Here is a 12759-nt window from a genome sequence, read left to right on the forward strand (position 1 = left end):
TGCGTCGGTGTAACCTGGAATTTCAGGATATACCGACGTTTCTCAGTAATATAATGTCTTTAAATCCCTGGAATTGAGCTAAGTCGGGGTTGGTAATGCAATACATTATCATTCACCCTGTGACTGGCCCATTTCCTGCACGCTCACCTAACTGCCTAACTAAAGCAATAAGTTCGGAGGTAGGTACATCTTTTTTACAAACATCATCAAAGCTAGACATTTTTTTTGTCTCGTGAAAACTCACATCCTCTACTGAAGAATAAGCAAGGATTTGAGTGTTGGGAGATATAGCTTTGATTTGACTAGATGCACTCCAGCCATCCATGACTGGCATCTGTAAGTCTAGAATAATCACATCAGGCTGCCAAACTTTAACCATTTCTATAGCTTCTTGACCATTACTGGCTAAGCCTACTACTTGGATATTTTCCTGGCAAGAAAAGGCCAATTGTAAGGTTAAACGAGTAAGTTCGTGGTCATCAACTACTAGAACGCGCAAGGTAGAAAATTCACAGGATAACATTAACATTGAGGGAAAAGACAAAATTATTTACAATAACCCCTCTAGTTTATGGGAATAAGTGCCAGCGCTTACTCTATCCTATGGTTGAATAACTTGTATAAACCTATGACAAATAACTTAGATAACTTTTCAAAAAATTAAAATTTTCTAAAAAAAACCTAAGTTGATCGACTTGTCAAGGTATATGGAACTTATTTTTTAATCAATCAGGTTTGAGGCTACACCAGTTGAGCGTAATGCCATATTTATGAGAGTTTTTTGGGAATTGGCTTCCGGAGAATCGTCATAGGGACGGCGTTGAATGTAAGTGCCATTAGCTTGTAACTCCCAAGCTTGGCGATTATCTGCGAGCATAATTCCCAGGATTTCTTGCAAATCTTTAGCAATATCTGGGTCTTTGATTGGGGTAATTACTTCTACTCGTCGATCTAAGTTGCGACGCATCCAGTCGGCACTGCCGATATAAATTTCCTCTTGTGTGTTGTTATGAAAATAAAAAATCCGAGAGTGTTCTAAAAAGCGACCGATAATGCTGATTATGTGAATGTTTTCACTAATGTCTTTGAGTCCAGGACGCAAACAGCAAACGCCCCTGATAATTAAATCGATTTGCACTCCGGCGCGGGAAGCTTCATATAAAGTGGCGATAATTTCTGGATCGACTAGGGAATTCATTTTGGCTACAATGCGCCCAGAAAAGCCATTTTGAACATTTTCGATTTCGCGGCGAATGAGTGCCAAAAAGCGATCGCGCATATTCACAGGTGCAACCAACACCTCTCGATAAGACTTTTGCCGCGAGTAGCCTGTCAAAAAATTAAATAAATCTGTGATGTCAGCGCCTACTTCTTCACGGCAAGTAAACAATCCCAAATCTGTATACAAACGTGCAGTTTTTGGGTTATAATTACCAGTCCCAATATGTACGTAGCGACGCATCCGGTCTTTTTCCCGCCGTACCACCAAAACAGTTTTACTGTGGGTTTTCAGCCCCACTAAACCATAGACAACGTGAACTCCAACTCTTTCTAGTCGTCTTGCCCAATAAATATTATTCTCTTCGTCAAACCGCGCTTTTAATTCCACCAGCACAGATACCTGCTTGCCATTTTCGGCAGCGGCGATTAATGCGTTGACTATGGGTGAGTCGCCGGAAGTCCGGTAAAGAGTCATCTTGATGGCTAGTACATCCGGGTCGTAGGCAGCATGGGTAATAAAACGCACCACTGAGGCGGAAAAAGATTGATAGGGATGGTGTACTAACAAATCTTTTTCACGAATTACCGAAAAAAAGTCTTTTCCTTCGTCTGTTTCGAGTGCATCTGGGTCTAAACTGGGTTCTTTAAGACGTTGTAGGCGTGATGGTACAACAGATTGACGTGGTGGATCTTTGAGTTCTGGTACTGGTAAGGACATGAAAGACATCAAATCCCGCAGTCCTACAAGACCATCTACTTCGTAAACATCACTATCTGTTAATTCTAAATCTTGCAATAAGCGCGATCGCACTGGTTCTGGTGTTTGGGATTGAATTTCTAGCCTGACAGGACTTCCACCCAAACGCCGTTTTCGCAATTCTTGTTCGATCGCTAATAATAAATCATCTGCTTCATCTTCTTCTAAGACTAAATCAGCGTCGCGGGTGATGCGGAACGGATGATATTCTTGAATATTCATCCCTGGAAATAGAGATTCCAAGTTATGAGCGATCGCTTGTTCTAAAGGTACCCCAACCCAGTGAATCGGTTTTTCATTATCTGGGGTTGCCAACTCACGAGGTATCGGTAAAAATCGCGGCAGAACGTTAGGAACTTTTACTCTGGCAAAGAATTCTTCATCGGTGTCTGGATTTTTCACCACAACTGCCAAATTCAGACTGAGATTAGAAATAAAAGGAAACGGGTGACTGGGATCAACAGCCAACGGAGTCAAAACTGGAAAAACTTGTTCTTCAAAATAGCTGTTGAGATGATTTCGCTGTGTCTGATTTAAATCTATATAATTCAGGATATGGATGCCGTGATTTGCTAATAGCGGTCGAAGCACTTGCTCAAAATGTTGATGCTGTTTCTTGACCTGGGGAATCAGAGTAGACCGAATATCGTCTAGCTGTTGTTGTGGTGTGCGACCATCGGGAGTTAACAGACTGACCTTCGCTTCTACTTGTTGCTTTAAACCAGCAACCCGCACCATAAAAAACTCATCTAAATTAGAACAGAAGATTGCTAAAAATTTCAAACGTTCGAGAAGAGGAGTGCGATCGTCACAGGCTTCATGTAAAACTCTGCCATTAAACTCTAACCAGCTTAACTCTCGGTTAAGATAATATTGTGGATCGTTAAGATTGATCGGGGTAGTACTTTTTTTAGATTTCGCCATAATAACTAAAGGGCAGGCAGGTGTAGCCATTTAACTGGGGACAATAAACATAGTAAGTTAAATGGTGCTTGAGGGTTACGCCCAAGCAACAGTTAGTTATATGTAAGTTTTATAGCTGCTTTCAATTATTTCAAATATTATGTCTTTCGTAGGGGCACACAGCTATGTGCCCCTACAAAATTATGTATAAGAATGCAAATCATTGCTCACAGCATATTAGGAATTAACAACAAATAAATTACTACTAATTGTGGGGTGGGCGTCTCGCCCGCCCTTAGTTAGGGGCGGACAAGATGTCCACCCCACAAGAAAAGTTGGATGTTTTTATTTGGAAGTCCCTTAGAGGATGTTTGAAAAGTGTCGTATAACACATTAAATTCTGACATTACCCCCCAACCCCCCTTATAAAGGGGGGCTTTAAGAGATTATTCCCCCCATTTACAAGGGGGGGTTAGGGGGGGTATTAGACACTTTGGGTAATAAATATAGCTTTTCAAACACCCTCTTCCCCATAAAGATGCACTGAAGATTTAGCAAAGATATGACATAGATATTTCTGAAAATTTTTGAGTAATTATTAAGCGCAGTTTACAGAAAATGCTGGTATTCAAACCAGTTTAAAGCCGCACATTTAGTAATTTTTAGATGTAGTTTTCCCAAATACGAAGTTTAGTAAGCATTACCACAACTACTATACAGGCATCAATTAGGCAGAAGCTTTGCTGCATTTCTGATTTGATTAAGATTTTGATGCTGGCACTCAGCTTTACACTAACAATTTTTCTATTAATTTTTTTAAATTATCACCAACAATATTTTGAAAAAATTCAGTGTTATTACTGAAATGTTTATGGTAAGCAATAGTTATATTGAAAACGCAAAGATGAATACACAAGGAGCTTGTGAATCATGAAACTTTCTACAATTATCAAAGGCAGTGTTTGCGTATTAGGTTTAGTTGGTGTTGGTAATTTCTTTGCAGCACCTGCAAATGCAGGAGATGCTGCTGCTCGTGGTGCAGTTACAGTAGTTAGACCATCAGGTTCTTCTATCAGCGTCAGTGGTGAATTGACTGCACCTACTGGTACTCAATTCCCCGGTCCATTAACTATTACACCTACAGTTAGTGCAGCAGGTACAAACGCTGAACTTGTAGACAGCTTGGAAATCGACCCAGGTACAATTGAAGCCTCAGCATTGGAAACCGGCGGCACAATCGAAGGAGCCGTCGCAGCACTAATTACCGGCTTTACAAGTATTGAAGACGTAACAGCCCTTGTTAGAGCAGCTAGTGTTGGCGGTTTAGAATAGATTGATTCTTATCTGAGATCAAATCACGATGGTGTAAAAACCCATCAGATTTTAGCCTAGATGCTTTTGGCTTTGGTTTGACGAGGCATTGCCAGCAGTAGAGATAAAATTATTTTGCATCCCCACGCTAGGCATTTGCATCAAAATATTTGGTAATACGCAAATAAACTCCTTTACAGACTATCCTTTACCTAGATCCATAGTGTTTGATGCGGGATAAGGTACAAAGGGATATCTAAGAGATTGAAGAAAAAACACAGCCCCTTAAATGCAAATGAGGGGCAGTATTTCCAAACTTATCCACTATATTACCATATAAACCCGGTTTCTTGAAGAAATCGGGCTTTTGATATTTGTTTCAATAGATACTTCACGAAATCTTTTAAATTAGGCAAGAGGCAAGAGGCAATAGGCAATAGACAAAAACTAGAAAGCAATAGCCACAAGACAATAACGCAATAATTACTCTTGCTTTTTGCCCTTTGCCTTTTGCCTTTCTTGACTAAGTGTCAATCCTTATACCAAATTTTAGTAGTCTAGCAATCAAATCTTTTCAGAAGTTACCGCTATATTTCTCATGCCAATCTAAAAGAGCATGAGGAATAAAATAAACATGTATAGCGTGTTTTGTCAATTACCTGTAACTATTAAAAGAAGCTTTTATTTGCTGGGTTTTATCAGTTTAAGTAATTTTATTACAGCGCCAGTACATGCACAACAAGCTGTGGCGCGTGGTGCTGTTTCTATAGTTTCACCTTCCGGCGCTTATCAAAGTGTTAGTGGTGAACTGTTCTTGCCTGTTAGCAATAATTTTTTAAATCCCGGCACAAGCACCACTCTAACAATCACCCCTACTTTTACAAATATCGGGGCAATTAATGAAAGAATAACTTCGTTATCTCTTAAGGTAGGAACAGCCACAGAAGTAATAACAAACAATAACAATTCACTTTTGAATCAAAATGTACAAACAGTCAATAATTTAACATCAATTCCTGATACAGGATCTCTGATTGAGACAACCAACGGCACTAATGGTTTAGAGGCTTTAGAATAGTTGAAAAACTATATTAATTTTGTGGCTATTTTGATCTAAGAGGATGTTTTAAAAGTCATGATTGATGTATCAAATATTTTTTTACCCCACCCTAACCCTCCCCTTATAAAGGGGAGGGAACTAGATTTTCTATTTCCCCCATATCGGGGGGATTAAGGGGGGTAATTCCAGTTGTGTATACACCGTAGCCCCTTATAAAGGCGAGGGAACCAGATTTTCTTGTTTCCCCCCAATATATCAGGGGGATTAAGGGGGGTAATAATTCGATTAAAATCACAACATACCACTTTTGAAACAACCTCTAAAGATTGAATAGCTTAATGCAAAATTTAGCTATTATTGCCAGCATTAAAAATCTGTTCAGCAGTTAAATTCAATTCTGGGAAAGTGGGTGAGATAATGCCATTGCTCCCACAACACTGATTGAGTTGGTATTCACCCTCAATCAGTGAATAAACTGATATTGTGGGCTGTTTGGGATTGCCAATAAACCGCCTTCCTGCCAATGCAGCGTAGTCTACAATCCAGTATTCTGGAATGCCTATAGCCTCGTATTGACCTAGTTTTGTGAAATAGTCATCTCTCCAATTGGTACTAACGACCTCAATCACCAGAGGAATTGATCCGCCCTGAGTCACTGTAGATTGTTTTTTCCACAGTGGTTCATTTACCAGATTGGAGCGATTAATTATTAATATATCTGGTGAATAACCGGATTCATTTTCAGGTGGTTTGACTAGTGCAGTTTTTGGAATGAAGTAGGGAAGATTTAGTCGCTTGATATCGACAGATATTTCTAGCGATAAAAAGCCGATAATATCTTCATGGTCTCCTGTTGGTTGTGGCATTTCGATTACAACACCATCATGCAGTTCATAACGTTTGCCTGTATTATCAGGGTATCTGGCAACAAATTCATCGAATGTAAATAATTTTCTCTGTAGGGCTTGAGTCATCGGTTAATCCTCAAACGGTCTTGATAACAAAACTGCAAAATATATTCAGAAAATTTGACAAATTTATTTATAATTATAGTTAAAGCTATCTCTAAAGTTAAATTTTACTATACATTATCTATGAAGTTTAATATATGTTATGGCGGTTCTCGTTTACGTGAGGTACACCCCTAGTGGCACGGCATACCCATTGGTGTCAACTTAAGCTCAAATGCTTGTGCCACATACGCTTTACCCCACCCCTCAATCCCCTCTCCGATCTTCGGGGAGGGGAGGTTTTGCGTCAGCAAAGCCGGGGTGGGGTAACTCCGGATTGATTGGTAATTGAGTAAGTTTTATATAACGTCATTACAAGGTTTTTACGTTAACTTGACACAGATGGGTATGCCGTGCCTCTACACCTTGCGATATAGTGTTGCACCGCATCTTACCTAAAATCGATAACCTCCTTTAATTTGCATATCAAAGCCATTTTCACCAGTACCAATTAGAGATTCTAGAAAAACATTATTATCTGGAAACTGATGTCTAAAAATTAATCCGTAATTTAAGCCAGACACTCGGCTATTTAAACCGACATTTCTTGTAGCATAATTTTTAATATAAGCACCAACAGATAAATTTCTACCCAGTCTTTGTAAACCCTTTAACTCATAGAAAAATTTTTCACCGAATTCTAGGTTTGTATTAATATTTAAACCCGTGCTAGTACTCAGTTCACCACTAAAAAGCCCTAACAACTCACCGTTGCTATTTTCTTGAATAAAAGCGATCGCAGGTGCTAAAGAAAAACTTAAATTTCTTTCTTGACGATTAAAGTAATAGCTTAAAACAGTGGAAAAAGGATTATTGGCGTTCGATGCACTATTCCAGTTAATTTGTAATGACGGTACGTGAGTATTGATAGCTACTGGTTTTTTATTTGAGTCTAACTGGACATGAGTTTTAATATAGTTAGCCAGAACATTAACATATATGCCCACAGATGGTTCTGGTAAACCTAAATTATTATTGGAAACCCCTGGTGCTGAGTCAGCATTGATATTAAACCAAGTTCCCAAGCTAGCGCTATAGTTTAAGTCACCACTAGAACCCGCAGCTAATAATTCGACTGAAGGTAAAGAGAGATAACCATTAAAGCTGTTAAAACCCACACCTATAAGGTCAACTCTGGTAAGTTCAAAATAATCGAATGCCAAATCAAATGTCTGGACTGGAATTGGCACTATAGTATTATCTGCTGAACTAAATTTTTGGACAAATTGTCTGCCTTGGGAGTTAGTCAAAATAACTTCTACAGCACTAGATTCGTTAACGGGAGTAATGCCAGTATTGTTCAAAGGAATTTGATTTCCGATGAAAGTCAAAGGGCCAAATGTTTCATTAGAAAGTCTCAGGGTTGAAAAGAATGTTTCACCTGGATCTAAAAGTTCAATATCTCTTTGTAAAAATTGAACTGCACGTCTGTGATTTCCTGTTCTCACTTCCAAAATACTAGAGTTATTTGGAGTGGTTTTACTCTCAAGTGTGATATTTCCAGATACTTGTTCTAGACCGCTGGCTGCATTAGAATACGCCAAAGTACGATTCAGCCGATTATTAATTTGTCTTCTTTGATTTGGTGTAGACTTTGTATTTAATTCAGCAAAACTTTCTCCGTTTTGAAACCTTTCTCGTGCTTCTGCTATACTTTCGTCAATATTATCTATTTTAATAAATTTAAATATTCCACCTAATGCCAGTCCTAAAGTAGAATTAGCTGTTTGTATACCATCAATACTAAAATCACTAAAATTAGCTGTAATCGAGAATCCTGGACTCGCAAAAATATTAGAATAACTGGCACTAATTTTTTCTGGGTCGTATTGAATAACGGTGCGGTTATGAGGATAGCTAGCATATAATCTGTGCCAATCAGAAGTTTTTTGTGGTGTTTGGGATAAAACTTCAAATTGGGGGTCTCTTTTGCCAAAAGATACCCAAAATAAAGAATTTAAATAACTTAAGTCTCTCTCAGTTTGTGTGAGGTAAGGATTGACTGCTATATTTAATAAATCAGGATTATCAAATCTCCCTCTTTGGGCAATTTTAACACCTGGTAACGAAGAAACAGGAGCAGTAAAACCAAAACCTTCACCTGTTAAGATATCGCCCCAAAAAATACCAGCCGCTTCTAGAACAGAATCAGGAATAATTTCGCCTTGTTGGAGTCTAATATTTCCTCCATCTAATAGAGGCTTGAAATTCGTAGTTGGAAAGGCTTGTAAAATTTGAGGGGTATTAGTAGCATCTAATAAATCAAATAAAGCTTCGCCACCTTGATTACTCAAAGTCGAACCACTACCAATATTTGGGGTAGGATTTCTCAGAATTGTGACGTTAGGATCTTCAGGATTAACTCCGCTATTAATTATCACTCTACCAGCAGGTACTCCTTCAGGATTAATTACTTGTCCTGCGATAGAAACTATAGAAAAATCATTAATTCCAACTTCGCCGATTAACTCGTCAAAATTTACAGGTAAAGTATTAAGAGATTGTAAACCCCAAAAGGCTTGGGTTGATGTCATATTTTGGGTACTGTAAGTTTCAGAAGATCTACCTTGGTAAAGAATACCGGCTTGTATACCTTTAGTTTCAATTACTAATCTATTGTTATCGAGAACCCAGTAAAACTGGTCAGATTCAGGAAATTTTCCATAAGTAAACTTCTCAATAATCTGATTATCTCCAGAAAATCTGATACTTAAATCTGTATCTATATAATTTTCATCTTCATTTGGTTTAAATAATTGAGGTTTAAAAGTCAGGTTATCTGTTGGATTAACAATCCAAGGATACCTGTTGGCACTTGTAGTCAGAGCATCAAGAATTATTTTCTTTTGGGTTGCTTGTTGTTGTTTTTTTGTTCGACGTAGTTTTTCTATTAGTATTTCTTGCTGGAGTGTGTATGGTTTTGGTTGATTGGAGTTTGATGGTTTAATCGTATCTGGTTCAGGTTTTTCTCGATCTTCTGGAGGTGGGGCGGGGGGGTTGTCTTTATATTCTTCAATTGGGATAACGTCAGCTATGGTGAATCTGGGTAACTCTTTTGGCTTCTCTAAGTTAGAATTAGCATTTTTTAAAGCCTGTTTTAGAAGTTCTTTATTTTGGGATTTATCTATTTGATAGGACTTATTATTAGTTATTAAAACAACATTGTTTTGACTGGTAATATTTAAGGCGATCGCAGATAATTCAATAAATAGAATTTCGCATAAAATTGTTGAAGACAACAAACCTATTCCCAGAATTTTTGCATTTTTCTTGAATCTCATGAGGGAGATACTGATAGTTATCTGACTTGAATTTTTCAAGGTTTTCACAATAAAAAAAATGGCGACTCAAAATATTTGACATTAGCTAATATCGGAAAAAATCATTATTTAATACTGAAAATTCGGATTTTTTGTTGATTTATTTGATTCGATGGATTCAACAGTGTTTAGTAAATATAGATAGTGGAAAAAAATTTGATTTCTTATCCTGCCCGCAAAGAATAAAATAGGATTAAGCAGATTTACTGCAACAAGAGTGTAATTCTTGAGCAAAAATTCAACCTCAGCGAAATCACCACAACTCAAAAATTGAGCTATTATTTAGCCGTATAAATACGTAATGTGAGGATATTAAGTTAAAAAAAATGGAGTAAAAAATATGTTTCAGGCTACTCGCCGCCGTCTGGCAATTTGGTACACCACCGTGACTGCCGTATTACTACTACTGTTTGCTAGCGGCGTTTATTTATACGTCCGCAGTACACTAATTGAGCGGATTGACGATACCCTTAACCATGTAGTGGAAATAGTAGAGCGATGTTTAACAACAAACCCATGTGCGTCTAGACTCATAGTTGAGCCAGTCAATTCCGGCGCTGATAAATTTCTCATTAATGTAGAGGCGAGTTTTCCTGAAAATGCCGACAGCGTAGAAGATGATCACATCGACCTAGAGTGGTTTAGTCCGAATGGTGAATTAGTTTGGTCAACACTATCCGAACCCTTAAATATTCCCATTCGTGCCAACCGCACTGGTGAAACTGTGCGTGTAGTCAAGGGAGAGAAACAAAAAGATGGAGATGATAAACTCCCTATTCCCCACTCCCCACTCCCCATTCCCCACCCCCCACTTTTATTGCGTCAAGTCACACAACGAGTAGAAGTCGGACGGCAAGTATTAGGATATCTGCGTGTTAGCCATCCTTGGTTTGAAGTGACTAAGCCCAGTCGCCAATTAATTTTTGATTTGGCGCTGGGTATTGGGTTAATGCTGATTTCTGTGGCTGCAAGTGGCTGGTTTCTTTCGGGTAAAGCTATGGAACCAGTGGGTGAATCTTATCAACGCCTCAAACAATTTACTGCTGATGCTTCTCATGAACTGAGAAGTCCCATTACTTTGATTCAAACCAATGTCCAAGTCGCCCTTGCTGACTTGGAGTTAGCAGAAGCAGAAACTACTACTGCTGTGCAATATCGGCAACAGTTAAAGATGGTGGAACGCTTAACACAGCGTTTGGGTAGGTTAGTTAATGATTTACTCTTTTTAGCAAGACAAGATAGTGGTATCAGCAAAGATGCCTTTGCACCTTGTCCGTTGGATGCTTTGCTGATGGAAGTGCTTGAAGAACAACAACTGTTATTTCCTGAAAAACAAATTGCCTTGACTTTACACTTAGTAGATCCTCCCGCCTCGGAAACTAACCCGAAATTACTGGAAAATTGGTTTACCCTTGTGGGCAATTGGGATCAACTGGTGCGACTGTTCACAAATTTGATTGCGAATGCCTTGCATTACACACCAGCAGGTGGACGGGTGAAAGTAGAGTTGGCGCGGATAGAGGGAATAAATCGCGTTTCTGTTTCTGGCCGACGTTACAGCAGTGGCCAGTTGCAAATTAAAGTCAGTGATACTGGAGTTGGTATTCCAGCAGAGGCGCTACCACGGTTATTCGATCGCTTTTATCGGGTAGATCCGGCACGCACTCATAGTGCTGGGAATACTGCTTGCGCTAGCGTTACAGGTTCAGGATTGGGATTAGCGATCGCTGCTGCTATTGTCGAACATCACCAAGGTCATATTCAAGTTGAAAGCACCCAAAGCATTGGTACTACGTTCACTGTGACTTTACCAATAACTCTTGAGTCTTGAAGAAGAATTCAGAATTCAGAATGGGCTACGCCCCGCTACGCTAACAGAAGTAAAACAGACTTGAGTAGATGCAGGGAATAGAGAATCAGGCTTTTCGAGTTGGGGGCGAGTTTTTTCACACAATTAAGTGGGAGTCCTATATTGTTTCCTGTGGCAGATGTTAATGTTTAGCTTTTTTACTAGCAGGATATCGGGAAACAAGATAAATTGACTAACAGAAAAATGTCCGGAATCAAAAGCTATAGACATATTGAATAATATAGCTTTTCAGTCTTAAGAATTAAACATTATGTCTAAATATACATGTTTTTCAAGTCTAGAGTTAGATGTAAAAAACAAAGTTCATTGCTAAGTTAAAAATGTAATTCAAGAACTCAAAAGTCAAAATTCGGTATTCAGAATACTTAAACAACTAGGATTACATACCAAATGAATATACTAATCTTCTTAAAATTCTGAATTCTGAATTCTGAGTTCTGAATTCTTAGCATTCTAAGATTTTACCAGGAGTTAATAATGATTAATAATTCTCACAATTTTCGCAAATCCGCTGAATTATTGGGTGCTATTTGCGGAGGACTACTGATTACCCTGCCAGCGATTCCTCAAGCAGTAGCACAACAATCTACTCCCCGGGTTAACCCTTGTCCTAGTATTTTCTACGAAGAACCACATAACTCTCGCGTTGTGGTACCACAAGGATGTCCTCCCAATGCGCTAACTCAAAGACTCGCAGCCCAAGGGCTTCTTCCCACCCCTGGAACTCCATCACCAGAACAAGCAAGATTAGGTGTCGGCGGTGAAGCACCTCCAGAATCAGGCGCAATACCACCACGCCCAGTTCCCCCAGTCGAGGGGCAAGTACCACCAGAACCAGGTGCTAGACCAGCACTACAACCACGACAAGCCCCCAGCGCTAGAATCGCACTAGCAAATGGTAGAGTTAATATCAGATTAGTCAATGACACTGCGGCTAATATAACTTACCAAGTCATCGGCGATACGGCACCGCGATCGCTACAAGGAAAATCCGATGTCACACTCCAAGGTCTAAGCGCACCAGTAACAGTAACATTTGAACGAGAAGATGGCGGACAACTGACGGTAACTCCACAACCCTCATCAGAGCCAGGAAGCTTGGAAGTTACATTTAACGAAGCGACTGATGCAACCCAAGGTAGAAGTGCTATGAGAATTGAACCAAGCGGTTCAGTATTCTTGAATTAGTAGGGTAGCACATTAGTAGGGGCGCACAGATGTGCATTGGTGTCAACTTAACGTGAAACCCTTGTGAAAACGTGACATTGAGTTCATTCACTTACCGTTACTCACCGCGTTACCCCACC

Annotated in this window: 8 protein-coding genes; 4 read left to right on the forward strand and 4 right to left on the reverse strand. The window is 39.2% G+C overall.

Annotation, left to right across the window (positions count from 1 at the left end; translation table 11 throughout):
- Positions 1-112: 112 nt before the first annotated feature.
- Together IQ276_RS05570 and ppk1 are read right to left on the reverse strand one after the other, a co-directional pair.
- Positions 113-529 (reverse strand): response regulator, encoded by a 417-nt coding sequence (locus tag IQ276_RS05570; RefSeq protein ID WP_190879793.1) that lies wholly within the window; start codon positions 527-529, stop codon positions 113-115.
- A 192-nt stretch (positions 530-721) separates the two neighbouring features.
- Positions 722-2902, reverse strand: a complete 2181-nt coding sequence (gene ppk1 / locus IQ276_RS05575; RefSeq protein ID WP_190879750.1) for a polyphosphate kinase 1 — start codon at positions 2900-2902, stop codon at positions 722-724.
- Positions 2903-3811: 909 nt separating this feature from the next.
- On the opposite strand from ppk1, the gene IQ276_RS05580 reads away from it, so the two are divergent.
- Entirely contained in the window at positions 3812-4213 is a 402-nt protein-coding gene (locus tag IQ276_RS05580) for a hypothetical protein (protein WP_193924681.1), read from the forward strand.
- A 613-nt stretch (positions 4214-4826) separates the two neighbouring features.
- Positions 4827-5270, forward strand: a complete 444-nt coding sequence (locus IQ276_RS05585) for a hypothetical protein (RefSeq protein ID WP_193924679.1) — start codon at positions 4827-4829, stop codon at positions 5268-5270.
- A gap of 329 nt (positions 5271-5599) precedes the next feature.
- Here the strand turns inward: IQ276_RS05585 and IQ276_RS05590 are convergent, their stop codons facing one another.
- Positions 5600-6226 (reverse strand): Uma2 family endonuclease, encoded by a 627-nt coding sequence (locus IQ276_RS05590; protein WP_193924677.1) that lies wholly within the window; start codon positions 6224-6226, stop codon positions 5600-5602.
- Positions 6227-6657: 431 nt separating this feature from the next.
- Positions 6658-9543 carry a hypothetical protein gene (locus IQ276_RS05595; RefSeq protein ID WP_235115461.1) on the reverse strand — a complete coding sequence of 962 codons (2886 nt, stop codon included), beginning with the start codon at positions 9541-9543 and terminating at the stop codon, positions 6658-6660.
- Between the two features lie 379 nt (positions 9544-9922).
- On the opposite strand from IQ276_RS05595, the gene IQ276_RS05600 reads away from it, so the two are divergent.
- Together IQ276_RS05600 and IQ276_RS05605 are read left to right on the forward strand one after the other, a co-directional pair.
- The gene (locus IQ276_RS05600) at positions 9923-11413 is read left to right on the forward strand and encodes a sensor histidine kinase (RefSeq protein WP_235115462.1); all 1491 of its coding nucleotides are present in this window, start codon (positions 9923-9925) and stop codon (positions 11411-11413) included.
- Positions 11414-11929: 516 nt separating this feature from the next.
- Positions 11930-12640: a hypothetical protein gene (locus IQ276_RS05605; protein WP_193921395.1), complete on the forward strand. Its 711-nt coding sequence runs from the start codon at positions 11930-11932 to the stop codon at positions 12638-12640.
- The last annotated feature ends 119 nt before the right edge of the window (positions 12641-12759 follow it).

Origin of the sequence: Desmonostoc muscorum LEGE 12446 (assembly GCF_015207005.2) — a bacterium.
GTDB lineage: Bacteria > Cyanobacteriota > Cyanobacteriia > Cyanobacteriales > Nostocaceae > Nostoc > Nostoc muscorum.

What these genes read in the sequence shown, in the direction of transcription:
- IQ276_RS05605 (WP_193921395.1), top strand. Translation starts at nt 11,930, where the DNA reads ATGATTAATAATTCTCACAATTTTCGCAAATCCGCTGAATTATTGGGT.
- IQ276_RS05570 (WP_190879793.1), bottom strand. Translation starts at nt 529, where the DNA reads ATGTTAATGTTATCCTGTGAATTTTCTACCTTGCGCGTTCTAGTAGTT.
- ppk1 (WP_190879750.1), bottom strand. Translation starts at nt 2,902, where the DNA reads ATGGCGAAATCTAAAAAAAGTACTACCCCGATCAATCTTAACGATCCA.
- IQ276_RS05600 (WP_235115462.1), top strand. Translation starts at nt 9,923, where the DNA reads ATGTTTCAGGCTACTCGCCGCCGTCTGGCAATTTGGTACACCACCGTG.
- IQ276_RS05595 (WP_235115461.1), bottom strand. Translation starts at nt 9,543, where the DNA reads ATGAGATTCAAGAAAAATGCAAAAATTCTGGGAATAGGTTTGTTGTCT.
- IQ276_RS05580 (WP_193924681.1), top strand. Translation starts at nt 3,812, where the DNA reads ATGAAACTTTCTACAATTATCAAAGGCAGTGTTTGCGTATTAGGTTTA.
- IQ276_RS05585 (WP_193924679.1), top strand. Translation starts at nt 4,827, where the DNA reads ATGTATAGCGTGTTTTGTCAATTACCTGTAACTATTAAAAGAAGCTTT.
- IQ276_RS05590 (WP_193924677.1), bottom strand. Translation starts at nt 6,226, where the DNA reads ATGACTCAAGCCCTACAGAGAAAATTATTTACATTCGATGAATTTGTT.